Below are 24,493 nucleotides of genomic sequence, written 5' to 3' on the forward strand. Positions count from 1 at the left end.
CGCCCCGGCGTCGCGCAGAACTGCCCGCATACTGCCGCCCGAGCAGCCGGATCCGGGCCTTCGCGCTGCCTAGCGTGTGGGATGTCCGCACGATCGGCCAGGCCTTGTGAGTGGTGCGGTCCGGCCCCCAGAGGAAGTCAAGGACATGGTGGATCATTCCGGTTGGCGGGTCGGCGTCGCCTCGGCCCCGATACATCACGGCGAAATTCTCCAGGGCGTCTTTCCGCACCGGGGCCAGCTCACCCGGGGGCTGGTCACCCTGCCCTGCACCGTCCACACCACCCGGGCCTCCTTCATCCCCGCGCGCGGCGAGGAGCTGACCGTCTACCCGGCCTGGAAGTCCAAGGCGAGGCGGGCCGCGCAACTCACCGCCGAGGCCTGCGTCCCGCCCGGGGAGGGGCCGGTGGGCGGGCATCTCGAACTCACCGGCGACGTTCCGCTCTGCCGTGGCTTCGGCTCGTCCACCAGTGACGTCCTCGCCGCGGTCTGGGCCGTACAGGACGCCCTGGTGTGCCCGCTGCCCCCCGAGGAGATCGCCCGGATCGCGGTGCGGGCCGAGACGGCGTCCGACTCCCTGATGTTCAACGAGAGTTCGGTGCTGTTCGCCCAGCGCGAGGGCAAGGTCATCGAGGACTTCGGGTACCGCATGCCGGTGCTGCGGGTCCTCGGCTTCGGCTCGCGGCCCGAGAACGAGGGCAAGGGCATCGACACGCTGGCCTTCCCGCCCGCCGAGTACGGCAGCGCGGAACTCGAACTCTTCGCCGAACTCCAGGTGATGCTGCGCGAGGCCATCCACACCAAGGACGTCGCCCTCGTCGGGGCGGTCGCCACCGCCAGTACCGACATCAACCAGCGGCACCTGCCCATCCCCCGCCTCGACGGCCTGCGCGCCATCGTCCGGGAGACCGGTGCCCTCGGCATCCAGGCCGCGCACAGCGGGGACATCGCCGGGCTCCTCTTCGACCGCGACGACCCCGAGGTCGAGGCCCGCACCGAGCACGCCCAGCGACTGCTGCACAACATCGGCATCCACGAGCAGTGGATCTTCACGACGGGTGACTGACATGACTACGACCACGATCGCGGGCGCCGGCAGGCTGCACGACTCGGTGGTGGACGCCACCGAGCTGCCCCGCATCATCCAGGTGACCGACAACCTCTACGCGGCGGCGTTCAGCCTGATGAAGCTGCTGCCGGCGCGCTACATCGTCGACCGCGCCGAGGCCGCCGGACTGCTGCGCCCCGGCAGCCGGGTCATCGAGACCTCCTCCGGCACCTTCGCGCTCGGTCTGGCGATGGTGTGCCGGCTGCGCGGATACGACCTGACCATCGTGGGCGACTCCGCCATCGACCGCGACCTGCGCAACCGCCTGGAAATGCTGGGCGCCACCGTCGAGATCGTCGAGTACGCCGGGCAGAGCGGCGGCATCCAGGGCGCCCGCCTCGCCCGCGTCGAGGAACTGCGCCGGCTCCACCCCGACAGCTTCGTGCCCGGTCAGTACGACAACCCCGACAACCCCGGCGCCTACGGCGCGGTCGCCGAGCTCATCGGCGAGACCGTCGGCTCCGTGGACTGCCTGGTCGGACCGGTCGGTTCCGGCGGCTCCACCGGCGGCCTCGCCGCCGCCCTGCGGCCGGCCGACCCGGCGCTGCACCTCGTCGGTGTGGACACCCACGGCTCGATCATCTTCGGCTCGCCCGACGGGCCGCGCACCCTGCGCGGCCTCGGCAGCAGCATCCACCCGGGCAACGTGCGCCACAGCGCCTACGACGAGGTGCACTGGGTCACCGCCCCCGAGGCCTTCCACGCCACCCACGAACTCTTCCGCAACCACGGCCTGTTCATGGGCCCCACCAGCGGTGCCTCCTTCCAGGTCGCCTCCTGGTGGGCCGCGCGCAACCCGGGCAGCAAGGTCGTCATGGTGCTGCCCGACGAGGGCTACCGCTACCAGTCCACCGTCTACCACGCCGAGTGGCTGCGCGAGCAGGGCATCGAGCCGGCGCCGGCGGCCGGCGGCCCGGTCACCGTCGACCACCCGCTGGACGCCCCGTCCTCGTGGACCCGTCTGGTGTGGGCCCGCCGCGGCTTCGACGACGTGATGACGCCGGAGGTCCACGACATCGGTGACATGGTGACCCAGGAGGTCCACGACCTCGGCGACGTGACGACGCCGGAGGTCCGGTCGTGACCACCCCGCTGCTGCTCCTCGTCGAGTCCAACACCACCGGCACGGGACGCCAGTTCGCCCAGCGGGCCCGCGACCTCGGAGCCGTACCCGTCCTGCTGAGCGCGGATCCCGCCCGCTATCCGTACGCCGCCGAGGACGGTCTGCGCACCGTCGTCGTGGACACCTCCGACGATGCCGCCCTGTGGGCCGCCGTGACCGGCCTCGCCGCCGCCGCGCCGGTCGCCGGAGTGCTCTCCAGCTCCGAGTACTACGTCGCCACGGCCGCCGGCCTCGCCCGGCGCCTCGGACTGCCGGGTCCGTCCGCCGACGCCGTCCGGGCCTGCCGCGACAAGGCCGCGCAGCGCCGCACCCTGGCCGAGGCCGGGGTGCCCGTGCCCCGCTTCTCGGTGGTCGGCGAGGTCGCCGAGGCGATCGCCGCGGCCCAGTGGCTCGGCGGCCCGGTCGTCGTCAAGCCGGTGCAGGGCTCCGGAAGCCTGGGCGTACGCCTGTGCCGCGACCGGGACGAGGTCGCCGAGCACGCGAAGGGCCTGCTGGCCGCCACGGTCAACGAACGCGGGCTGCGCACCCCGGGCGTGGTCCTCGTCGAGCAGTACCTGACCGGGCGCGAGTTCTCGGTGGAGGTCTTCGGCGAGGAGGCCGTCGTCACGGTCGCCAAACACGTCGGCGCGCCGCCGGTGTTCGTCGAGACGGGACACGACGTGCCCGCCGTCCTCCCGGCCGCGCAGGCCGCCGCACTCGTCGACACGGCCGTGCGCGCGGTCAAGGCCCTCGGCCTCGGCTGGGGCGCGGCCCATGTCGAGCTCCGGCTCGACGGCGACGTCGCCCGCGTCATCGAGGTCAACCCGCGGCTCGCCGGCGGCATGATCCCGGAGCTCGTGCGCCGGGCGCGCGGCGTCGACCTGGTCGGCGCCCAGGTGCGGGCCGCACTCGGCGAACGCGTCGACCTCACCCGTAGGCCGGACGCGGCGGGCGCCGCCTCGATCCGTTTCCTCACGGCCGGCACCGACAGCGTCCTCGCGGACGTCTCCGCCGCCGAGTCGGCGGCCCGTGCGGTGCCGGGTGTCGTCGACGCCGCCTTCTACCGTCCGGCCGGAACCCGGGTCGCACCGGCCGAGGACTTCCGCGGACGGGTGGGCCATGTGATCGCGACCGGTACGGCTCCGGGGCAGTCGGCCGAAGCGGCCGGGACCGCCCTCGCACTGGGACTCGCCTCAGCACTGACGCCCGTGGCGGCCGACGTGCCGGTGAGGGAGGCGGTGCCGGTATGAGCGGCCCGCAGGAGGCGGGAACGCACACCCCGCAGGAGGCCGGCGTCCACACCGGGCGGCTGCGCACCGGGCTCGACCCGCGAGCCCATCGCATCGTCTACGACCAGTACCGGACCGACGACGGCGACCCCATAGGCGACGAACTGCGGCTGATCAGCGAGGTGGACCGGGCCCATCTGGTGATGCTCGCCGAGCGCGGCATCGTCGACGCGACCCGCGCCGGAGCCCTCCTCGACACCGTCGAAGCCCTGCGCGCCGAGGACTTCGGCCCCGTCCGCGCCCGCCCCATGCCGCGCGGCCTGTATCTGGCGTACGAGGGCTGGCTCGTCGACCGGCTCGGCCAGGAGACCGGCGGGGTGCTGCACACCGGGCGCTCCCGCAACGACCTCAACGCCACCACCGTACGACTCAAGGTGCGCGGCCCGTACGGCCAGCTGCTCGACGAAGTAGCAGAGTTGGCGCAGGTTCTGCTGGACAGGGCGGAGGCGTACCGGGACGTCACCATGCCCGCGTACACCCACGGCCAGCCCGCCGTGCCCATCAGCTACGGCCACTATCTGACCGGGGTCGCCGGCGGCGTACTGCGCTCGCTGGCCGGACTGCTCGACGCCGGGCGGGAGATCGACGTCAACCCGCTCGGCGCGGGAGCCGTCGGCGGCACCTCCGTGCCCGTCGACCCGGCCCGCACCGCCGACCTGCTCGGCTTCACCGCCGCCGGGCCCAACTCGGTCGACGCCGTCGCCTCCCGCGACTTCGTGCTGCGCATGCTCTCCGCCGCCGCCGTCCTCGGCGTCCTCATGGCCCGGGTGGCCCGCGACCTGACCTGGTGGACCACCGAGGAGTTCGGACTCCTGCGGATGGCCGACGACCTCGTCGGCTCCAGCTCGATGATGCCGCAGAAGCGCAACCCCTTCCTCCTCGAACACATCCAGGGCCGCTCGACCGCCGCCCTCGCCGGGTTCACCGGCGCCGCGGCGGCCATGTCCACCGCCGGGTACACCAACGCCATCGCCGTCGGCACCGAGGCCGCCCGCCACCTCTGGCCCGGCCTCGCCGACACCACCCGGGCCGTGACCCTGCTCCGGCTCGTCGTCGACGGAGCGGAACCCGACCGCGAGCGGATGCGCGACCGCGCCCGGGAGGGCTTCACTTCGGCGACCTACCTCGCCGAACGCCTCGTCGTCGACGGCACGCCCTTCCGTACGGCCCACCACCTGGTCGGAGAAACCGTCCTCGCCGCCCTCGACAGCGGTACGCCCCTGTCCGAGGCGGCCCGCACACAGCCCGACGTGGCCGAGGCCGCCGCCGGGTACCCCGCCGGCTGGCTCGACCCGGAGACCGTGGCCGCCGCCTGCGCCCACGGCGGAGGCCCCGGGGGCACCGCACCGGCCGAGGCGCTGGCCCGGGCGCGTACCGAACTCGCCCTCCTCGTCGGCGAGTCGGCCGCCCGGCGGGCGCGCTGGGCCGACGCCGCCGAGCGGCTGTCCGCCGAGGCCGCCAAGGTGGTGGCCTCCACGTCCGCCTCCACGTCCGCCTCCACGTCCGCCTCCACGTCCGCCTCCACGTCGGGCGATGTGCCGGGCGACGCGCCGGGCGACGCGACCACCAAGGTGGTGGCCGCCCGATGAACGCGCGGCGCCGGGACGGGCTGCTGCGGCAGCGTGACTTCCGGCTCCTGTGGGCGGGCGAGACCACGAGCCGCTTCGGCAGCAACATCACCGGTGTCGCCATGCCGCTGGTGGCCGTGGTCACCCTGGACGCGAGCACCTTCTGGGTGAGCGCCCTGGCCGCCGCCGCCTGGCTGCCCTGGCTGCTCGTCGGACTGCCCGCCGGCGCCTGGGTGGACCGGCTGCCGCGCCGCCCGCTGATGGTGGCCTGCAACCTCGGCTCGCTGGTGCTGCTGCTCAGCGTGCCGGCCGCCGCCTGGCTCGACGTGCTGACCATGACCCAGTTGGTCGTGGTCTCCGTGCTCACCGGACTCGCCAACGTCTTCTTCTCCATCGCCTACCGCGTCTACGTACCGTTCGTCGTCCCCCGCGAACACCTCACGGAGGCGAACGCCAAACTGCAGGGCAGCGAGTCGGCCGCGCAGCTCGCCGGGCTCGGCGGCGGCGGAGTCCTGGCCGGCGCGTTCGGCGCGGTCAACGGACTCCTCGCCGACGCCGCGACCTTCCTGGTCTCCACCCTGTGCCTGCTCGGCATCCGCGCCAGGGAACCGGAGCCGGAGCGACCCGAGCGGCCCACGGCCCTGCGCAAGGAGGTCGCGGAGGGGTTGCGGCACACCGTGCGCGACCCCTACCTGCGCGTCCTGACCACGTACGGCACCGTCACCAACCTGCTGCTCACCGGCTACCAGGCCATCCTGACCGTGTTCCTCGTCCGCGAACTCCACGTCGGCGAGGCCGCGGTGGGCTGGCTGCTCGCGGGCGGCAGCGTGGGCGGACTGCTCGGCGCCGTCGTCGCCACGCCCATGGCCCGGCGCTTCGGCACCGCCCGCGGCATGCTGCTCTGCAAGTTCGCCACCGCCCCATTCGGGCTGCTCATCCCGCTGGCCGAACCCGGCTGGCGGGTCGTTCTGCTGCCCGTCGGCGGCGCCGTCCTCGCCCTGGGCGTCGTGTCCGCCAACGTCATCCAGGGGGCGTTCCGCCAGCAGTACTGCCCGCCGCAGCTGCTCGGCCGGATCACCGCGAGCGTCTCCGTCGCCAACTTCGGTGCGATCCCGGTCGGTTCGCTCCTGGGCGGGGTGCTCGGCGGCCTGCTCGGACTGCGGCCCGCGCTCTGGCTCCTCACCGCAGGCCTCGCCGTCAGCTCCGCACTGCTGCTCGCCGGCCCCCTGCGCTCCCGCCGAGACCTGCCCACCCAGCCACCCACCCAACCACCGGCCTCATCGCCGACCCGGTCGCCCGTCCCACCGCTCGCCCGCCCGTCCGTCCAACCGCCCGCCGATTCGGCCGAGTCGGGGGATTCCCCGGGTCCGGCCGTCGAACCGCGGGCCTCCCGGTACGCCGTTCCCGAACAAGGCTGATCCGTCCCGACGGCCACCCGCGTCCGCGCATCCGTCATCGAACAGGAGGGGTCCCGTGAGTGATCCCAGAAGCGGTCCCTGGAGTTCCGCGAGCGGCACCCTGCTGCTCGCCCCCCTGCCACCGCCGCGCGACCTGCCGCGGCCCGGGTCCCTCGACCTGTGGCTGCTCAGGGTCTCCGACGCCCGGGGCACCGGCCTCGACACCGGTGTCCTGGACGCCACCGAGCGGCAGCGCGCCGCCGGGCTGGCGCACGCCGAGGACCGGGTCCGCTTCACCGCCGCCCATCTGGCGTTGCGCCGGCTGCTCGGCACGTACCTCGACACGCTGCCGCAGGACATCCGGTACGGCCGTGAGACCTGCCCGTGCTGCGGCGGCCCGCACGGTCGGCCGACGGTCCTGGGGGCCACGCGCGGACTGCACTTCTCGCTCTCCCACCGCGGGGACCTCGTCCTGGTGGGGACGGCGGTGGCGCCCATCGGCGTCGACGTCGACCTGGTCGCCGACCCGGGCGGCGCGGCGGAACTCGCCGCCATGCTGCACCCCGCCGAACAGCGCGAGATCGAGGCCCTGCCACCCCCGCGCCGCCCCAGGGCGCTGGCCCGGCTGTGGACCCGCAAGGAGGCGTACCTCAAGGGCCTCGGCACCGGCCTGGGCCGAGACCCGGCGGCCGACTACGTGGGCTCGGGCAGTCCCGACGGGGCACTGCCTCCGGCCGGTTGGACCCTGCTCGACATCCCCGTCGACCGCGGTTACGCGGCGGCGGTGGCCGTCCACGGCGAACTGACCGTGCCGTCGCCCCGGGTGAACCGCCTGTCGGAGCGGGACATCCGGGGGGACCCGACGAGCCGCGAGTGAGTGCCCTCGGCGCATACGTGGAAGGTCCCCGGACTGCATGTCCGGGGACCTTCCACGTATGAGGACAGGGATCGTACGGTCGGAGGACCGGAGTTCAGCCGGCCGCCGCGATCCACTCGTCGAGCTGTTCCTTCGTCGTGGCCGGATCGGCCACCAGATCGGCCAGCTCGTCGCCGGCGTGGTGGCGGGTCGAGACCGCGGGGCAGCGCGCGCACGCGGCGACCCCGGTCTGCTTCCACCACTGGCACCGGGCCCGGAGGTGACACCGCGGGACGTGGCCGTCCTGCTGGGCGGGAGGCCGGGACACCAGGCGCTCGACGAGCGTGCAGTCGGCGCCCCTGCGGTTGACGCAGTCGCTGACACAGTGCGAGGCGAAGCGCAGGACGCGCCGCGGCTCGATGCCCTCCGGCACGTCGCCGAGCACCTCGGCCGCCGGAACGGGATCGGCCAGGTACACCACGCGCCCGTCCTGCCCGGACCGTACGCCCAGGACGACGGACTCGGGTGCGTGCGCCGCCCCGCTGGGACACCAGGTCTGCGAGGAGCCGTCCTCGCCCACGGTGGTCACCTCGGCCTCAGCAGGTGCCGGACTGGGTGCCGGCGGCCTTCGTCACCCTGCCGCCGACGCTCTCGCTCAGCCCCGCCCCGGCCTGCTCCTCCTGGGCGACGGCGAGCCGGATGCTGTCCTTGAGCTGGGCGGTCGAGGTGATGCGCTCGGCCCCGCCGGTCTCCGACGCGCTCGCCGCACCGGCACCGGTGACGACGAGTCCCGCGGCCAGCAGAGCGGCGGCACCGGCCGCGGCCACCTTACGAGTCGGGTTCTCCATGGCGTACTCCTCCTCCTGGTGATGGGAGTTGCGAGCGTAGGCCGGTGGAGAGCCGTGGCCGGTTCTTTGCGGCGGCAGCTGTCCGGCAGTTTCCCCGTCTCCTTCTGCCTCTCCTGCGCGTCTTCCTCTGCGTCTGCCGCTACGTCTCCGAGGGCGGCGCCGGCGGGAGCAGCGCGTCGGCCAGCCGGTCGAGGGCGGCGCCGCTCGGAGTGGCCGTTCCCGTGAGGGTGCCGACCAGGGCCTGGGCGAGGACGGTCGCGGTACCGATCCGGGTGTCCTCGCGCTCGTCGCCGGTGACCTTCCCGATCACCGCGTCCCGTACGGCCGGAGAGGTGGTGGAGTCCCCGAAGAGGTCCGGGAACGACAGCGCCATCATGCACACGCCCACGTTGGCGGAGAGGATCGAGCGGCCCGCGAGGTCCGGGGTCGTCCGGAGCCGTCCGGCGTCACGGCAGCGCTCCACCGCCTTCAGGAGAATGGCCTGCGCCTCCTTGATGGCCCCCGGCTTGGAGTCGCCGGTCGGCGTGAACATCAGGCGGTAGAGGTGCGGGTTGCGGAGCGCGAACGCGACGTGGCTGTCCCAGGCCGTCCGCAGGTCCGCCACCGGATCGTCGGTGAGCGGGTTGCGCCGCTTCTCGGCGAGGAAGCGCTCGAAGCCGATGTCGGCGACCGCCGTGAGCAGCCCCTGCTTGTCGCCGAACTGGCGGTAGATCTCGGGCATGCCGACCTTCGCCCGGTCGCAGATGGCGCGGGTCGAGATCGCCAGCGCGTCCTTGGTGGCGAGAAGTTCCTCGGTGGCTTCCAGGATGCGCTCTCGTGCCGTCGACATGCCTCCCACGATAACAGCGCTAACAGTCCTCTGTAATCGATGATTACGAGCTGTGTTAGCGTTGAAAACGTTCGGGGGTCGGTCGCCGCCTCCGGGCTGTCCGACCGTTCGCAACGAGAGAGCTGGTGTTCCCCCATGAACCGTTCGACGTTTCGCCGCATCGCCGCAGGCGTCGTCGCGGCCGCCGTCGGCGTGACCCTCCTGGCAGCCTGCGGGGGCGAGGGCAAGGACGCGGCCGACGGTGGGAAGGCTTCCGGGAAGGCTTCCCCGAAGGCATCGGCGAAGGAGCCGGTGAAGGCTTCCGCGAAGGCCTTCACCGCCACGCACGTCGGCGGGCCGACGACGATCCTTGAGGTCGGCGGCCTGCGCATCCTGCTCGACCCGACGTTCGACGCGCCGAAGAAGTACAAGAGCGGCCTGGAGAAGACCCAGGCCCCCGCCTTCGGCATCGACGAGCTCGGCGCGATCGACGCCGTACTGCTCTCGCACGACCAGCACGACGACAACCTCGACGACTCGGGCCGCGCCCTGCTCAAGGACGTGCCCGTGGTGCTCTCCACGCCCGGCGCGCACAAGCGTCTCGGTGGCCACGTCACCGGTCTGAAGAGCTGGGAATCGCAGGAGCTGAAGACCGCCGACGGCGCCGTCAAGGTCACCGCCGTGCCCGCCCTGCACGGCCCCGACGGCGTCGACCGAGGCGCGGACGGCGAGGCCACCGGCTTCGTCCTCAGCGGCCCCGGCGTCCCCACCACCTACATCTCCGGCGACAACGCCTCCGTGAAGGTGGCCAAGGAGGTAGGTGACCGGATCAAGAAGGACATCGGTCCCGTCGACACGGCCGTCCTCTTCGCCGGCGCCGCCCGTACGCCCGCGATCCTCGACAACGCCCCGCTGACCCTGACGTCCCGGAACGCGGCCCTGGTGGCGAAGGACCTCGCCCCCCGCAAGGTCGTCCCGGTGCACACCGACAGCTGGAACATCTACTCCGAGAACATGCGGTCCCTCGTGAAGGCGTTCAAGGACGAGGGCGTCGACGCCGCGCCCGTCGACCTCGCGCCGGACGGCACCCCGAAGAACCTCTCGTAAGCCCTCGCCGTCACCCCGCCTCCCTCCCGCTGCCCCACCTTGAAAGGAACCCCCATGACCGCCTCCACCACCCTCCGCGACGTGATCGGCCTTCCCCAGGAGCTGCCCCGGCTGAGCGAATCGGCCCTGATCATGATCGACTTCCAGAACACCTACCGCGCCGGCGTCATGCGGCTCGACGGAGCCGAGAAGGCCGTGGCCGCCGGCGCGCGACTGCTCGCCGCCGCCCGTGCCGCGGGTGCCCCCGTCGTCCACGTCGTCAACGACGGCGGCGAGGGCACTCCGTACGACATCCGCGCCGAGATCGGCGCGATCAGCGACGAGGTCGCCCCGATCGAGGGCGAGAAGGTCGTCGTCAAGCAGTTCCCCGACGCCTTCCACGCCACGGACCTCGAAGAGACCCTGAAGGACCTCGGCGTGAGCGGGGACCTGGTCATCGCCGGATTCATGACGCACATGTGCGTCCTCTTCACCGCGCAGGGCGCCTTCAACCTCGGCTACCGCCCGACCGTGGTCGCCGAGGCCACCGCGACCCGGCCCCTGGAGTCCCCGGAGGGCACCGTCCTCCCGTCGGAGGCGCTGCAGACCGCGAGCCTGACGACGGTCTCCGACCTGTTCGGCACCGTGGCGCGCACGGTCGAGGACCTCGTCGCCCAGGGGTGACTCGCCGATCAGGCCGGGCTCGTCGACAAGACACCCCCTGAGGGCGGCACCGGGAGTTCACCCCGACACCGGGAGTTCACCCGAGATGTACCGGAACGGCGCCTGATGATCGGTTACGGGTCGCCCGACTCGGCGGTAATGGCGGTCGGCCCGTGCCGCATCACCCGGGCGCTCCCGTTCCGTACGCCCCCTGCCCCCTGGAGGACGTGTGCCCCCCGCCGCCGAGACCGTGCTCGACGAGGTCGACGGCGAGGAGGGGGCGGGCGGACCGGCGCATCCGGCCGGCTCCGTACGGCTACGCCTGCGCTCCCCGGCCGTCGCCGGTCCGCTCTCCGCGGCCCTGCTCACCGCCGTACTGCTCTGCCTCGCCACCCTGCTCTCCCGCAGCTACCCCTTCGGGCCGGTGACCAGGAACATCGTCGACCTCGGCCAGCAGTACCTGCCGTTCCACGCGTACTGGCGCGCGTTCCTCCTCGGCGAGACCCACGGAGACGCCTTCCTCAACTGGAACTCCGGCTTCGGCTCCAGCTTCCTCGGCGACATCGGCACCTATCTGAGCAGCCCCTTCGACCTGCTTGTCGTGCTCTTCCCGGCGGACCGCGTCGAACTCGCCCTGTACGTCGTCACCGCCGTCAAGATCACCGCGGCCGGGGCGGCGATGGCGCTGCTACTCCTGCGGACGCGCCCCGGCCCCTGGCCGGTCGCCGCCGTGCTCGGCAGCGCGTACGCCCTCTGCGGCTGGACGTTCGACTTCGGCGCCACCGTCCCGATGTGGCTCGACGGGCTCGTCGCCTTCCCGCTGCTCTGCCTGGTCGGCGAGTGGGCCCGCACCGCGCGCCGCCCCGTCCTCGGCCCGCTCGTCGTCGCCCTGGCCTGGACCGCCAACTTCTACACCGCGTACATGGCGACGATCGGCGCCGCCGTCGTCCTCCTGGTACGGCTCCTCACCGCCGAGGAGTCGGCGAGCGCCCGGCAGCGCCTCGCCGGCGCGCTGCGCGCCGCCCGGGGCGTGCTCATCGGCATCGGCCTCGCCGCGCCGCTCGTCGTGGTCGTGTTCCTCGGCACCAAGGCCGCCGATCCCACCCCCGAGACCACCTTCGCGCCCGCCGCCTGGGCGGACGTCCTCGCCCGGTTCCTGCCGGCCACCGCGAGCCTGTCGAGCCCCGCCCTCTTCATCGGTACGCCCGCCCTCGCGCTCGCCCTCACCCTGCCCTTCAACCGGGCCGTCGCCCCGCGCGTCCGGGCCGGCTGGTCGGCCGCGGTCGTCCTGGTGACGCTCTCCCTCCAGTGGGAGCCGACCCATCTCCTCTGGCACGCGGGCGCCTCGCCCAACGGCGGCCCGTACCGTCAGACCTTCGTCCTGTGCGGGCTGTTGATCGCCGCCGCCTGGTTCTCGACCGCCCGGGGCGTGCCGCGCCCCACCGCGCTCCTCGCGGGCGGCGCGCTGCTCGGGATCCTGGCGTGGGCGGCCCGGGGGAGCATCGACATCGACCGGTGGACCTACCCGGCCTTCGGCGTGGCAGCGGCCCTGGCGGTCGCCGCCACGCTCGTGGCCCTCCTGGACAACCACCGGAACACCGCGCGCGTACGGCCCGATTCCGATACGGCGCGCGTACCGACCGTGTCCCGCACCGCGCGCGTACTCCCCGTTCTCGCCGTCGTCCTGCTCGTCGCCGCGCAGGCAGGCGAGGCCGTCGTGACCGGGAAGCGGATCGAGGAACAGCGGCGCGAGGAGGTCGCCTGGTCCCCCCGCGTCGGCCCCTGGCACACCGCCGTGGCCGACGAGGTGGCCCGCGCGGACGCCTGGCCCCGGCACCGTACGGACCCCGGCGAGGTCCCCGGCGGCAACGACGCCCTGATCGTCGGCGGACAGGGGGCCGACTACTACAGCAGCCTCACCGCCGAGGTGACCTCCCGCACCCTCGCCTCCCTGGGCTTCGGTTACTACGCCAAGGGCCGCCACCCGGTCACCCTCGACAACCCGGTGACCGACGCCCTCTTCTCCATCGGCACCCGGATCCGCTCACAACCCGCCGAGCCGGTACGGCAGGACGCGCTGCCCCGCGCCTCGGTCTCCGCCGCCACCACGCCCGTACCCCCGCTGGTCACCGTCCGTCCGGCGAAGCGGCCGGCCACCCACCCCGGGGACTCCGCGTTCGCCGTGCAGGAACGCCTGCTCGGCGCCGAGGTGTACGAGCTGCCGGCCGTCACCCGCGACGGACGGACCGTCACCGCCCGCTGCCCGGCGGGCTCCCAGGTCTGGTTCTGGGCCCCCGAGTACCGCGGCGGGGCGACCCTCGCGGGGGAGCCGGGCGTGGAATTCGAGGGCAAGCCGCCCGCCGTCCGGGCTCCCATGCGGGCCCTCGGCACCGCGCCCGCGTCCGGTGACGTACGGATCGGGCTGAGCCCCGAGGGCACGGCGCGGCTGCCCCGTCAGCCGGTGGGCTGCCTCGTCCGGGCCGAGCTCGACTCCGCCGTACGGCGGTTGATCGCCACCGGAGCCACCGAGGTGCGGGCCACCGGACACACCGTCACGGCCGAACTGCCGCCGGGCAGCACGGGGACCGCCGTGCTCGCCGCGCCCCGCATCTCCGGCTGGCGCTGTGCCGCCGGTGGCGCGGAGCTCCGTCCCGCACGCGCCTACGAGGGTCTCGTCGCCGTCCCGCTCGACGGACGGGCGAACACGGTCACGTGCTCCTTCCGTCCCCCGGGTCTCAAGCTCGGCGGCGCCGTCGGCCTGGCCGCGCTACTCGCCCTGGTCGCGACGGGGGTCCTGAGTCGGCGCGGAGGGGGAATCCCGCGCCGACGGGCCGACCGGTGAGCCGACCGGTGAGGCCGCTTCCGCGTGGCTTTCCGCGGGGGACGGCAAGAGTTCACCCGGAGTGCACCTGTGGATCGTTCGCCCGGAAAAGTGGAGCGTTACCGTACCCGCCGTAGCGGCGTTTAATTGTTCGATTCAGTATGGGGATTCCGAGTGCCGAAACTGTCCGTCGTCGTACCGTTCCACAATGTCGGGGCCTATGCGCCCGACACCCTGCGCAGTCTTGCGAACAACGCGGATCCGGAATTCGAGTTCCTGCTGATCGACGACTGCTCGATGGACGACACCCCGGAAATCCTCGACCGCTGGCGCGACCGACTCCCGAACGCCACCGTCATCCGGCACGAGACGAACAGCGGTGTCGCCCAGGCGCGGAACACCGGAATCGACGCTGCTCGCGGGGACTACATCACCTTCCTCGACGGCGACGACTGGTACGCGCCCGGCCACCTCAGCGCCACCGTGGCCGGAATCGACCGTCTGGGCTGCGATTTCGCCCGTACCGACCACGTCCTCTCGGAGGGCCGGAAGCGGAACATCCGATACGCCCCGGCCAAGCGCCGTGACACGGTGATGGACCCCCGCGACGGAATCTCGCCCGCCAGCATGGTGACGATGGTGGACTATCCGTTCGTCCCCTTCGGCATTTACAGCTCCCGGCTCTTCGAGAACGGCGCCTCGCGTTTCGAGACCTCCCTGAGAACGGCCGAGGACCGCCTCTGGGTCTGGCGGCTCCATCTCAAGGCGCGCACATTCGCGGCGCTTTCCCTGCACGGTGTCTTCTACCGGCGAGGCGTCACCACCTCGCTCACCCAGATCACCGACAACCGGCAGCTGGACTTCATTGCGTCGTACGACACCCTGCTCGACGACGTCTCCCGGGACGCGGAGGCGGACCGATTCCTCCCGAAGGCCGTCCGCACCTACTGCGCGATGATCGCCTTCCACATGGGCAAGGTCGGCACGTACGAGCCCGCCGTCGCCGAGCGGCTCCGCGCCGACGTCCGCGACGCCCTGCACCGCATGCCGCAGCAGGTCCTCGAAGAGACCCTGGCCACCATGGACACCCCCCGCAGCACCCTCCTCCGGAGCCTGCGCGACACCGTAAGGACCGCCTGACCCATGGCCCCCGCCCCCGACAAGGCACCGGCGCCCGACGAAGCACCGGCACCCGACAAGGCACCGGCGCCCGCCCCGGCCGACGACGGCCGACCGGTCCAGATCTTCCAGGTGTCCACCCTGTACGGCGCCGCCACCCTCGCGGCCTCGCTGGACGCCGGCCAGTTCGGCCCCCGCGCGGACGCCCGCAGGCTCCTGCTGATCTCGCGGAACGCCGAGATTCCGGAGACCGCGCTCCGCCTGGAGACGATGACCGGCTACGAGCGGCTCGCCGCCCGCTTCGACGGCGTCCTCGACTGGAACGAGACGATCCACCCGTACCACCCCGCCACCTGGGCCCCCCGCCCCGAGGAGGCCCCGCTCTGGCAGCGCGTCCTGCGCACAGCGTGGGACCTCGGCAGCGTCCCGGTGGAGCTGATCGTCGAATCCATCCAGGTCAACCCCGCCAAGGCACTGGCCGGCACCTTCCCCGAGAGCTCCCTCCACGTCTACGCCGACGGCCTCATGAGCTACGGCCCGACCCGCAACGACCTCGCCCAGTCGATCGCCTGCCGCATCCGGCGGGTCCTCCACCTCGACCTGGTGCCGGGCCTGCGCCCCCTCCTCCTCAGCGAGTACGGGGTGGAGCCCGAGCTGGTGCCCGACGACGCCTTCCGCGCGGTCCTCGCCGAGATCGCCGAGGAGGCGGCCGACGACCCGGACATCACCCGGGTGGCCGCCGCCGAACCGACGGCCCTGCTGCTCGGCCAGTACCTCGCCGCCCTCAACCTCCTCACCGCCGAGGAGGAGGAAGAGCTGCACGTACGGATGCTGCGCGGGGCGTCGGCTGCCGGACACCGCTCGGTGGTCTTCAAACCGCACCCGACCGCGCCCGCCAGCTACTCCACGGCCCTCCGGGAGGAGGCGGAGCGGACCGGCGTACGGCTCACCGTCCTCGACGGACCGCTCCTCGCCGAGACCTTCTACGAGCGCTGCCGGCCCCGGCTCGTCATCGGCTGCTTCTCGACCGCGATGTTCACCGCCGCCGTCTACTACGGCATCCCCGTCGCGCGCGTGGGCACCGCCGAGGTCCTCGAACGGCTCACCCCCTTCGAGAACAGCAACCGGATCCCGCTCACCGTCGTCGACCACCTGATCGCGGACCTGGAGCAGGGCGAGGAGCCCGCGGTCCCCGGAGCGGCCCCGGACTCGCTCACCCCGCTCGTCCGCGCCGTCGGCTACTGCATGCGGCACAAGAGCCACCCGGGGATGCGGGAGGAGACCACCGGCTACCTGGCAGCGCACCACGCGGACCCCGGCATCGCGCACCACTTCGACACCGACCGGCTGACCCAGCTCGGCCTGCCGGGCGGCACGGAGTCACCGGCGCGCGGCGGCACCACGCCGTCCCGGCTCCGCAGGGGTCTCGTACGGTCCCGCCGGGGCTGATCCGGCCCCACCACGGACGGGGCCCGCCGCGCCGATCGTCTCGGCGGAGGCCCGCCCCATCAGCCGTGCGGGTGGGAGCCCGCCACGTCAGCCATCCCGACGGCGGCTCCTCCGGGTCACGGGGCGGGGGACCTGACGAGAGTGAACACCGCGCCCTCCGGGTCCGCCACCACGGCGAGCCGCCCCGCCGTGGCATCGCGCGGCGGGCGGAGCACACGGCCGCCGAGCTGCAGGACGAGCCGGGCGGCCGCGTCCGTGTCGGCGACCTCGAAGTACGTCATCCAGTGCGGGCCCCGGTCCCGGGGCAGCGCGTTGCCGACGCCGTGCAGCGAGGCCACCGGCAGCCCGTCCACATGGAGCGTGGCGTAGTCGTGGTCGGCGGACACGACCGGTTCCACCTCGTAGCCGAAGACCGTCCGGTAGAACTTGCCGACCGAGGACGTCTCGTAGGTGAGGAGCTCGTTCCACACGGGCGTCCCGGGCGGTCCCGCCGTCGCGGTGCCGTGGTGCGCCTCCGCCTGCCAGATGCCGAAGACCGCGCCCACCGGGTCGGAGCAGACGGCCATCCGGCCGGCCTCGCCCGCGTCCAGCGGGCCCACGGCCACGGTGCCGCCGCAACAGCGGATGCTCTCGGCGGTCTCGTCGGCGTCCCCGGTGGCCAGATAGGGGGTCCAGGCGATCGGCAGATGCCGGTCGGGCGGCAGCTGGCCGACGCCGGCCACCTCCTTGCCGTCGAGCAGTGCGCGCAGGTACGGGCCGAGCTGCTGTGGACCGGGTTCGAACTCCCAGTCGAAGAGCGCGTTGTAGAACTCCTGCGTCGCGTCAAGCCCGTGCACCATCAAGCTCACCCAACAGGGTGTGCCGGGTGTGCGCCGAGTCGCCTCGGTCATCGTGACTCTCTCCTCGGACCATCGTCGTGGCCGTACCCCCTCCGATGGTGTCACCGACGGGGCCGCGGCGCGCCTCGGTCGCACCAAAGAGTGACGCGATCCCGCAGGGGTGACGCGGGAGGGCGCCGGGTTCGTCCCCCGCGGCCGTGCGGCTGCGCGAGGATGGCACCCATGAAGCCCATCATCGCCGTAAGCGAACTGCTGAGCGAGTCGGCCGGGGCCCGGCCGCCGGTCCTCCTGGACGTCCGCTGGACGCTGGGCGGCCCGCCCGGACGGCCCGCGTACGAGGCCGGACACCTCCCCGGCGCGGTCTACGTCGACCTGGACGCGGAACTCGCGGGCCCGCCCGGCAGCGGCGGACGCCACCCGCTGCCCGACCCGGAGGCCTTCGGGGCCGTGATGCGCCGCGCGGGCGTCTCGGCGGACACCCCGGTCGTCGTCTACGACGGCGGCCTCGGCTGGGGCGCGGCCCGCGCCTGGTGGCTGCTCCGCTGGGCCGGCCACCCGGACGTCCGCGTCCTGGACGGCGGTCTCGCCGCCTGGACGGGGGAGCTGACCGAGAAGGCCCCCACGCCGGAGCCGGGCGACTTCCGGCCGGAGCCGGGTGCGCTCGGGCTGCTCGACGCCGACGCGGCGGCGGCGTTCGCCGACTCGGGGCTGCTCCTGGACGCGCGGGCGGCCGAGCGCTACCGCGGGGACGTGGAGCCGATCGACCGGGTCGGCGGGCACATCCCGGGCGCGGTCTCGGCGCCGACGACCGAGAACGTGGACGCGGAGGGGCGTTTCCTGGCGGCCGACACCTTGCGGGACCGTTTCACCACTCTCGGCGCCGCCGAGGGGACCCCGGTCGCGGTCTACTGCGGCTCGGGTGTCTCCGGAGCCCACGAGGTCCTGGCCCTGGAGATCGCCGGCATCCCGGCCGCGCTCTACGCGGGCTCGTGGTCGGAGTGGTCCGCCGACCCCGACCGTCCGGTGGCCACGGGCCCGGACCCGCGGTAGTCCCTCGCACGGAGAGGGCCCGCGCCGATCCGGCGCGGGCCCTTCCCGTACGGCTCACGGACCTTTCCCGTACACCTACGGGCGTCAGTCCTGCTTCTTCCTTCGCGTGCCGAAGACGATCTCGTCCCAGCTGGGCACCGCCGCGCGGCGGCCCGGACGGACACCGTCCGCCTCGGCCTGGCGGTCCGTGGTGCCGGTGAGACGGTCCCGGTGACCCGAGACCGCGCGCGGCATCAGGACATCGGCGTACGCGGAACCGGCACCCGCCGAAGCGGCCGGGGCCGGCGGCTCCTCCGCCTCGGCCTCCTCCGACGGCTCCGTGCCCGGGGGATCGGGCACGACCATGTCGCCGCGGAAGCTCGGCACGGCCTCCAGGAGGCTCGTCAGGGAGTCCCGCTCCTCCTCCGGCTCGGCGGGTGCGGACGCGGACGCCCGCTCCAGCTGGCGGTGGTCGAGCTGACGGTCCAGGGCGCGGTCCAGCGGCCGGTCCCGGGGCAGCCGGGCGATGCGCGGCACGAACGGGAAGCTCGGCTCCGGCGCGGCGGCGATCGTGTCGTCCGTCTCGCCGATCAGGGCACGCGCCTCGTCGTCCACGGCCTGGACGAGCCGCCGGGGCGGGTCGTACGTCCAGCTGGCCGTGTGGACCTCGCCGGCGACGCGGTAGACGAGCAGCACCTCCCAGGTGCCGTCGTCACGCCGCCAGGAGTCCCACTGCACGGTGTCCTTCTCGGCGCCGCGCAGCAGCAGCCGCTCCTGCACCGCCTCACCGAGCTGGGGGCCGTTGTTCTCGCCGGGCCTGCGGACCGGGGTCTTGCGGGCCCGCTCCGCCATGAAGGCGCGCTCGGCGAGCACCGGGCCCTCGAAGCGGCGCACGCGGTCGACGGGGATGCCGGCCATCTGGGCGACCTCCTCCGCGGAGGCACCGGCTCGTATCCGTGCCTGGATGTCGCGGGGGCGGAGGTGGCTCTCCACCTCGATCTCGATCTGCCCGAGGCGCGCGCGGTCGTTGCGCACGGCGGCGCGGAGCCGCTCGTCGATCGGAAGTGTGTACTCCGTGCTGTCAGCAGCCTTCAGCACCAGTCGTGTGCCGTCGTTGGAGACGGCCACGACACGCAGTTCGGGCATGGGGACCTCCCGGGTGGTGCCTGCCGACGTCACGTGCGTCGCTGCTTCCGCTAGTCGAGTGTGGCCTGCCCGGGTGCAGCCTGCCACTACCTTGCCGAGTTGCCCGGCGTGTCGGGCGTGGACCCTGGAACGCCGTTATGACACGGTTACCTGTTCGCTACCCGGAGTGACGGGCAGTCACTCTGTGCGGTCAGTTTCCGTGCGATGCCGCGGCGCCGCCGGTTCGAGCGCCGTCTCCGGCCCCCTCCCCTTGATCCCGGGCACCCGTGAAGGCGTCCGGACCCAGGGTTCGTCAATGTACTCCATTCGGGCCACCTGGGTGGACCGGCGCGCCGCCCAACTTCTCGGGCGGTACGGGAGTTGAGTGTCCGCGATCTTCCCCCGTACGTGTCGCTCTTCACAGAAAGAGCAGAAACGGAACTATTCCCTTCGCCCATTTGTCCCTTCTGGGTGGAAGGCGAACGGATGAGCCGTCAGGGGCTGGAGCAGGGGTCGGAGATGCGTCACAGGCCGGATATCGACACGGACGAGGCGGAGGAGAGGGGTGAGGCGGCGGAGAAGGAGGAGGGCGGCAAGAGGCGGATCGACCTGAGCGTGGCTCAGGTCTCGGGCAGCGCCCTGGCCGCGGTCATCGCCGCCAAACTCGCCTCCACCCTCGGCGTGTACGGCACGATCCTGGGCGCCGGTGTGATCAGTGTCATCGCCACCTGCGGCGGCCCGCTCTTCCAGCACCTCTTCCGCCGCACGGGCGAACAGGTCCGCGACGCGACCGTCGCCGCCAAGCCGAAGGCCCGTCAGGTGCCGCTCGCGCCCGGGCCGCAGGACGACCGCACCCTGATGCTGGGCACGGTCCGGGCGCCCGACCCGTACGTCGAGGAGCTCGACGAGGAGTTCGGCGCGGCGACCACCCACGGCACCCGGGTCCGGGGCTGGAAGCGCCCGGCGATCGCCGCAGCCCTCGTCTTCGGCGTCACCATGGGCGGCATCACCACCTACGAACTGGTCTCCGGACAGGACTTCAGCGGAACGCACGGCACCACCACGTTCGGATCCGTCGTCCGTGGCGGGGGGAGCTCGGGGCAGGACGGGCCGCCGGCCGAGGACAAGGACCCCTCGCCCGCACCGTCCGGGTCAGCCGACGGCACCGCGCGGCCGGACGACGGCGCCGGCAGCCCCTCGACGGGCGGCACGCCGACCCCGGGCGAGCAGGACACCGGGCAGAACGGCACCGCGACCCCCTCGCCGGAGCCGACGCCCTCCGGCTCGACCGACGGCGAGGCCACCCCGACGCCCACGCCGACCCCGACCGCTCCGACGACGGAGCCGACCGCCCCGACCGAGGAGCCGACGACCGGGACGGGGCAGCCGGAGCCCCCGTCGGCCCCGGCACCGGCGGGAGCCGGAGCCGGAGCCGATGCGGGGACCGAGCAGTGACCGCCCGTCAGTCGCCCAGGACGCGGCGCAGGTAGTCGTTGGCGAACAGCCGGTCCGGGTCGAGCCGGTCCCGCAGCGCCGTGAACTCGGCGAAGCGCGGGTAGACCTCGGAGAAGTAGGCGGCGTCACGGGTGTGGACCTTGCCCCAGTGGGGGCGGCCCCCGTGCGCCGTCATGATGCGCTCCACCGCGGTGAAGTACGCGCGGTGGGGCGTTCCCTTGTAGAGGTGGACGGCGATGTACGCGGTCTCCCGGCCCGAGGCCGTGGACAGCGCGATGTCGTCCGCCGGGGCCGTCCGCACCTCCACCGGGAAGCTCACCTTGAGCGGCGAGCGCTCGACCATCGCCTTGACCTCGCGCAGCGCGGCGACCGCCGCCTCACGCGGAAGCGCGTACTCCATCTCCAGGAAGCGCACCCGGCGCGGCGAGGTGAAGACCTTGTACGGGATGTCGGTGTACGTACGGGCCGACAGGGCCCGGCTGGAGAGCTTGGCGATCGAGGGGATGGCCGGCGGCACCGCGCGGCCCAGCGAGCACGCCACCTGGAAGAGCCCGTTGGAGAGGAGCTCGTCGTCGATCCAGCCGCTGACCCGGCCGGGCGGAGCGGCGGGGCCCGCGCTGCGGTTGTTGCGCTTGGTGTTGCAGTTGTCCGTGTGCGGGAACCAGTAGAACTCGAAGTGCTCGTTCTCCGCGTGCAGCGCGTCGAACTCCGAGGCGACCCGGTCGAAGGTCATCGGCTCCTCGCGCGCGGTGAGCAGGAAGACCGGCTCCACGGCGAAGGTGATCGCCGTGACCACACCGAGGGCGCCGAGGCCGATCCGGGCGGCCGCGAAGACCTCCGGATTCTCCTTCTCCGAACAGACGAGCAGCTCACCCGAGGCCGTCACCAGCTCCAGCTCGCGGATCTGCGCGGCTATCGAGGCCGAGTCGCGGCCCGTGCCGTGCGTTCCGGTGGAGGTGGCCCCGGCGACGGTCTGCTCCATGATGTCGCCCATGTTCGTGAGCGACAGGCCCTCCCGGGCCAGCGCCACGTTGAGCCGCTTGAGCGGGGTGCCCGACTCGACCGTCACGGTCATCGACTCGCGGTCGATCCGCCGGATCCCCGTCAGCAGACCGGGCCGGATGAGCACGCCGTCGGTGGCCGCGATCGAGGTGAAGGAGTGGCCGGTGCCGACCGTCTTCACCCGCAGCCCGTCCTCGGCCGCCCGGCGCACCGCCTCGGCGAGCTCCTCGGCCGAGGCCGGGCTCACCTCCCGCACGGGGCGGGAGGTGACGTTCCCCGCCCAGTTACGCCACGGGCTGTTCGCCGTCCTGGCGCTCCCCGACCCCGCTGTTGTCGTCCCGCTCACGCTGCCCCTCCCGGTTCGGCGCCGGCCTGCGCAGCCGGCGGTGTCCGAGGAGACCCACCGCGACCGCGAGCGCACCCGAGACGACGGGCACCACGTACCCCGCCTCGGCCCCCGACGCGTCGACCACCCAGCCTGCGGCCGAGGAGCCGAGCGCCACGCCGATCGCGAGCCCGGTACCCGTCCAGGTCATGCCCTCGGTCAGCTTGGTGCGCGGTACGTGCGCTTCGACGAGGGCCATGGTCGTGACCATCGTCGGTGCGATGGACAGGCCCGCGACAAAGAGCGCCACGGCCAGCAACGGCAAGTTCCCGGCCAGTAGGAGGGGGATCATACTCACGGCCATCGCGCAGATGCCCAGGAGCCAGCGACGGGACGGCTCGCTCTTGAGGTGGAGCAGTCCGAAGACGGCGCCGGCCAGACCGGACCCCAGGGCGTAGACGGCCAGAACGAGACTGGCGGCGGCCTTGTGGCCCTGCTCCTCGGCGAAGGCCACCGTCACCACGTCGACCGAGCCGAAGATGGCGCCGGTGGCGACGAAGGCGAGGGCGAGGACCTGGAGGCCGGGGGAGCGGAGCGCGGAACCGCCGCTGTCGCCCTGCTGGGGGTGCGGGACGGGCTCGGTGGCGCGCTGCGAGGTCAGCCAGAAGACGCCGACGGTCAGGAACACCCCGGCGAACAGCGGACCGGCCTCGGGGAACCAGGTCGTCGACAGACCGATCGAGAGGATCGGGCCGAAGATGAAGCACACCTCGTCGACGATCGACTCCCAGGAGTACGCCGTGTGCAGGCGCCGTTCGTCGCCCCGGTAGATCTCCGCCCATCGGGCGCGGGTCATGGCACCGACGCTCGGCACACAGCCGATGACGGCCGTGAAGACGAAGAGCGTCCAGTCCGGAGCCTTCTGCTGCACACAGACCAGGAGCCCGGCGGCGGCCACGAGCGAGACCAGGGTCACCGGGCGCAGCACCCGGCGCTGCCCGTGCCGGTCGACCAGGCGCGAGACCAGGGGGCCGAGGACCGCGGCGGACATCGCGAGCGTCGCGGACAGGGCTCCGGCAAGGCCGTACCGGCCGGTGACCTGCGAAATCATGGTCACGATGCCGATGCCCATCATGGACAGGGGCATCCGGCCGAAGAATCCGGCGACGGAGAACGCGGTGGTGCCGGGCGCCTTGAAGATCGCGCCGTAGGGACTGGGCAAGAGGCTCTCCGGATCTCCGTGCTTCGGAGCGGGCTCCGCGCGACGACTCAACACGTGTAATTAATAGCTAAAGCCTACGGTGTTGAAGTCGGTGGGTCATCCCCTATTTTCCGGACGAGTGCCGAGGTGACGGATTCCGGCGCCGATTCCGGACCCCGGGCTTCGGACGGGCCGCGCCGTTCGCCGTCGGAGGCGGGTGGGAGGATCGGTGCCATGTCCGATCAGCACGATCCCGCCCCGTACGACGCCCTGCTGCTGCTCTCGTTCGGCGGCCCCGAGGGCCCGGACGACGTGGTCCCGTTCCTGGAGAACGTGACGCGCGGCCGAGGCATCCCGAAGGAACGGCTCAAGGAAGTGGGGCAGCACTACTTCCTCTTCGGCGGCGTCTCCCCGATCAACGACCAGAACCGCGCGCTCCTCGACGCGCTGCGGGCGGACTTCGCCGAGGCCGGCCTGAAGGTGCCCGTCTACTGGGGAAACCGGAACTGGGCCCCGTACCTCACCGACACCCTCCGCGAGATGATCACCGACGGCCGACGCCACATCGCCGTCCTCGCTACCAGCGCGTACGCCTCCTACTCCGGCTGCCGCCAGTACCGCGAGAACCTCGCGGACGCGCTGGCGACCCTGGAGGCGGAAGGGCTCCCGCTGCCCCGGGTCGACAAGCTCCGGCACTACTTCAACCACCCCGGCTTCGTCGAGCCCATGGTCGAGGGCGTCCTCGCCTCCCTCGCCGAGCTCGACCCGGCCGTCCGAGACGGTGCCCACCTCGCCTTCACCACCCACTCCATCCCGGACTCCGCCGCGGACTCCTCCGGACCCGTCACCGAGCACGGCGAGGGCGGTGCCTACGTCCGGCAGCACCTCGACGTGGCGCGGGTGATCGTCGACGCGGTCCGCGAGCGGACCGGGATCGACCACCCCTGGCAGCTCGTCTACCAGTCCCGCAGCGGCGCCCCCCACATCCCGTGGCTGGAGCCCGACATCTGCGACCACCTGGAGGAGCTGCACGGCGCCGGGGTCCCCGCGGCCGTCATGGTCCCGATCGGCTTCGTCTCCGATCACATGGAGGTCCTCTACGACCTCGACACCGAGGCCACGGCCAAGGCCGCCGAACTCGGACTGCCCGTCCGGCGCTCCGCCACCGTCGGTGCCCACCCGCGCTTCGCCGCCGCCGTCCGCGAACTCGTCCTGGAGCGGGCCGCGCACGAGCGGGGGACCCGGGCCGAGCGGTGCGCCCTGGGCGCCCTCGGGCCCTCCCACGACCTGTGCCCGATCGGCTGCTGCCCGGCCAGGGCGGAGCGCCCGGCGGCCGCCGGCGCCGACAGCCCGTACGCGTAAGGAACCCGTGTGACCGACATGGCCGACGGCGTGACCGAAGGGAC

21 protein-coding genes are annotated in these 24,493 nt (G+C 73.0%); 14 read left to right on the plus strand and 7 right to left on the minus strand.

Annotated features, from left to right (window positions below; genetic code table 11):
- Positions 1 to 145 precede the first annotated feature (145 nt).
- The 6 genes from OG514_RS22805 to OG514_RS22830 are packed head-to-tail and all read left to right on the plus strand — an operon-like array spanning position 146 to position 7,338.
- Positions 146 to 1,063 (plus strand): kinase, encoded by a 918-nt coding sequence (locus OG514_RS22805; protein ID WP_266897605.1) that lies wholly within the window; start codon positions 146 to 148, stop codon positions 1,061 to 1,063.
- 1 nt (position 1,064) lies between these two features.
- Complete coding sequence (locus OG514_RS22810; RefSeq protein ID WP_266897607.1) at positions 1,065 to 2,189, plus strand: PLP-dependent cysteine synthase family protein; 1,125 nt, start codon at positions 1,065 to 1,067, stop codon at positions 2,187 to 2,189.
- Positions 2,186 to 3,457 carry an ATP-grasp domain-containing protein gene (locus OG514_RS22815; RefSeq protein WP_266897609.1) on the plus strand — a complete coding sequence of 424 codons (1,272 nt, stop codon included), beginning with the start codon at positions 2,186 to 2,188 and terminating at the stop codon, positions 3,455 to 3,457. Before OG514_RS22810 ends, OG514_RS22815 begins: the two co-directional genes overlap by 4 nt.
- Positions 3,454 to 5,085, plus strand: coding sequence for an argininosuccinate lyase (argH, locus tag OG514_RS22820; RefSeq protein WP_266897611.1), 1,632 nt, complete (start codon positions 3,454 to 3,456; stop codon positions 5,083 to 5,085). The genes OG514_RS22815 and argH overlap by 4 nt, the downstream gene beginning before the upstream one ends.
- Positions 5,082 to 6,482: an MFS transporter gene (locus OG514_RS22825; protein ID WP_266897613.1), complete on the plus strand. Its 1,401-nt coding sequence runs from the start codon at positions 5,082 to 5,084 to the stop codon at positions 6,480 to 6,482. Before argH ends, OG514_RS22825 begins: the two co-directional genes overlap by 4 nt.
- Positions 6,483 to 6,537: 55 nt before the next feature.
- Complete coding sequence (locus OG514_RS22830; RefSeq protein ID WP_266897615.1) at positions 6,538 to 7,338, plus strand: 4'-phosphopantetheinyl transferase superfamily protein; 801 nt, start codon at positions 6,538 to 6,540, stop codon at positions 7,336 to 7,338.
- A 94-nt stretch (positions 7,339 to 7,432) separates the two neighbouring features.
- On the opposite strand, the gene OG514_RS22835 is transcribed toward OG514_RS22830, so the two are convergent.
- The 3 genes from OG514_RS22835 to OG514_RS22845 all read right to left on the minus strand — a co-directional run bounded on the left by OG514_RS22835 (position 7,433) and on the right by OG514_RS22845 (position 8,994).
- Positions 7,433 to 7,906 (minus strand): hypothetical protein, encoded by a 474-nt coding sequence (locus OG514_RS22835; protein ID WP_266897617.1) that lies wholly within the window; start codon positions 7,904 to 7,906, stop codon positions 7,433 to 7,435.
- A gap of 7 nt (positions 7,907 to 7,913) precedes the next feature.
- Positions 7,914 to 8,165: a hypothetical protein gene (locus OG514_RS22840; RefSeq protein WP_266897619.1), complete on the minus strand. Its 252-nt coding sequence runs from the start codon at positions 8,163 to 8,165 to the stop codon at positions 7,914 to 7,916.
- A 139-nt stretch (positions 8,166 to 8,304) separates the two neighbouring features.
- Positions 8,305 to 8,994, minus strand: a complete 690-nt coding sequence (locus OG514_RS22845) for a TetR/AcrR family transcriptional regulator (RefSeq protein ID WP_266897621.1) — start codon at positions 8,992 to 8,994, stop codon at positions 8,305 to 8,307.
- A 135-nt stretch (positions 8,995 to 9,129) separates the two neighbouring features.
- On the opposite strand from OG514_RS22845, the gene OG514_RS22850 reads away from it, so the two are divergent.
- The 5 genes from OG514_RS22850 to OG514_RS22870 all read left to right on the plus strand — a co-directional run bounded on the left by OG514_RS22850 (position 9,130) and on the right by OG514_RS22870 (position 16,111).
- Entirely contained in the window at positions 9,130 to 10,080 is a 951-nt protein-coding gene (locus OG514_RS22850) for an MBL fold metallo-hydrolase (protein WP_266897623.1), read from the plus strand.
- 54 nt (positions 10,081 to 10,134) lie between these two features.
- On the plus strand, positions 10,135 to 10,743 hold the full coding sequence (locus tag OG514_RS22855; protein WP_266897625.1) for an isochorismatase family protein: 609 nt from the start codon (positions 10,135 to 10,137) through the stop codon (positions 10,741 to 10,743).
- A gap of 208 nt (positions 10,744 to 10,951) precedes the next feature.
- Positions 10,952 to 13,564 carry a YfhO family protein gene (locus tag OG514_RS22860; protein WP_266897627.1) on the plus strand — a complete coding sequence of 871 codons (2,613 nt, stop codon included), beginning with the start codon at positions 10,952 to 10,954 and terminating at the stop codon, positions 13,562 to 13,564.
- Between the two features lie 153 nt (positions 13,565 to 13,717).
- Positions 13,718 to 14,683 carry a glycosyltransferase family 2 protein gene (locus tag OG514_RS22865; protein WP_266897629.1) on the plus strand — a complete coding sequence of 322 codons (966 nt, stop codon included), beginning with the start codon at positions 13,718 to 13,720 and terminating at the stop codon, positions 14,681 to 14,683.
- 3 nt (positions 14,684 to 14,686) lie between these two features.
- Positions 14,687 to 16,111, plus strand: coding sequence for a polysialyltransferase family glycosyltransferase (locus tag OG514_RS22870; RefSeq protein WP_266897631.1), 1,425 nt, complete (start codon positions 14,687 to 14,689; stop codon positions 16,109 to 16,111).
- Between the two features lie 116 nt (positions 16,112 to 16,227).
- Here OG514_RS22870 and OG514_RS22875 read toward each other — a convergent pair whose 3' ends face one another.
- Complete coding sequence (locus OG514_RS22875) at positions 16,228 to 17,001, minus strand: VOC family protein (RefSeq protein ID WP_266897633.1); 774 nt, start codon at positions 16,999 to 17,001, stop codon at positions 16,228 to 16,230.
- Positions 17,002 to 17,172: 171 nt separating this feature from the next.
- Between OG514_RS22875 and OG514_RS22880 the strand changes: the two genes are divergently transcribed.
- Positions 17,173 to 18,000 carry a sulfurtransferase gene (locus OG514_RS22880; RefSeq protein WP_266897635.1) on the plus strand — a complete coding sequence of 276 codons (828 nt, stop codon included), beginning with the start codon at positions 17,173 to 17,175 and terminating at the stop codon, positions 17,998 to 18,000.
- A gap of 84 nt (positions 18,001 to 18,084) precedes the next feature.
- Here the strand turns inward: OG514_RS22880 and sepH are convergent, their stop codons facing one another.
- A complete protein-coding gene (gene sepH, locus OG514_RS22885) occupies positions 18,085 to 19,158 on the minus strand; it encodes a septation protein SepH (RefSeq protein WP_266897637.1) in 1,074 nt (357 codons plus the stop codon).
- A 432-nt stretch (positions 19,159 to 19,590) separates the two neighbouring features.
- On the opposite strand from sepH, the gene OG514_RS22890 reads away from it, so the two are divergent.
- Complete coding sequence (locus tag OG514_RS22890; protein WP_266897639.1) at positions 19,591 to 20,559, plus strand: hypothetical protein; 969 nt, start codon at positions 19,591 to 19,593, stop codon at positions 20,557 to 20,559.
- Between the two features lie 7 nt (positions 20,560 to 20,566).
- Here OG514_RS22890 and OG514_RS22895 read toward each other — a convergent pair whose 3' ends face one another.
- Both OG514_RS22895 and OG514_RS22900 read right to left on the minus strand, forming a co-directional pair.
- Positions 20,567 to 21,907 carry a D-arabinono-1,4-lactone oxidase gene (locus tag OG514_RS22895; RefSeq protein WP_266897641.1) on the minus strand — a complete coding sequence of 447 codons (1,341 nt, stop codon included), beginning with the start codon at positions 21,905 to 21,907 and terminating at the stop codon, positions 20,567 to 20,569.
- Positions 21,846 to 23,108: an MFS transporter gene (locus tag OG514_RS22900; RefSeq protein ID WP_266897643.1), complete on the minus strand. Its 1,263-nt coding sequence runs from the start codon at positions 23,106 to 23,108 to the stop codon at positions 21,846 to 21,848. The genes OG514_RS22895 and OG514_RS22900 overlap by 62 nt, the downstream gene beginning before the upstream one ends.
- Positions 23,109 to 23,321: 213 nt before the next feature.
- Here OG514_RS22900 and OG514_RS22905 point away from each other — a divergent pair, with 213 nt between their 5' ends.
- Entirely contained in the window at positions 23,322 to 24,449 is a 1,128-nt protein-coding gene (locus OG514_RS22905; RefSeq protein ID WP_266897645.1) for a ferrochelatase, read from the plus strand.
- The last annotated feature ends 44 nt before the right edge of the window (positions 24,450 to 24,493 follow it).

The sequence above is a fragment of the Streptomyces sp. NBC_00572 genome, from assembly GCF_026341815.1.
GTDB lineage: Bacteria > Actinomycetota > Actinomycetes > Streptomycetales > Streptomycetaceae > Streptomyces.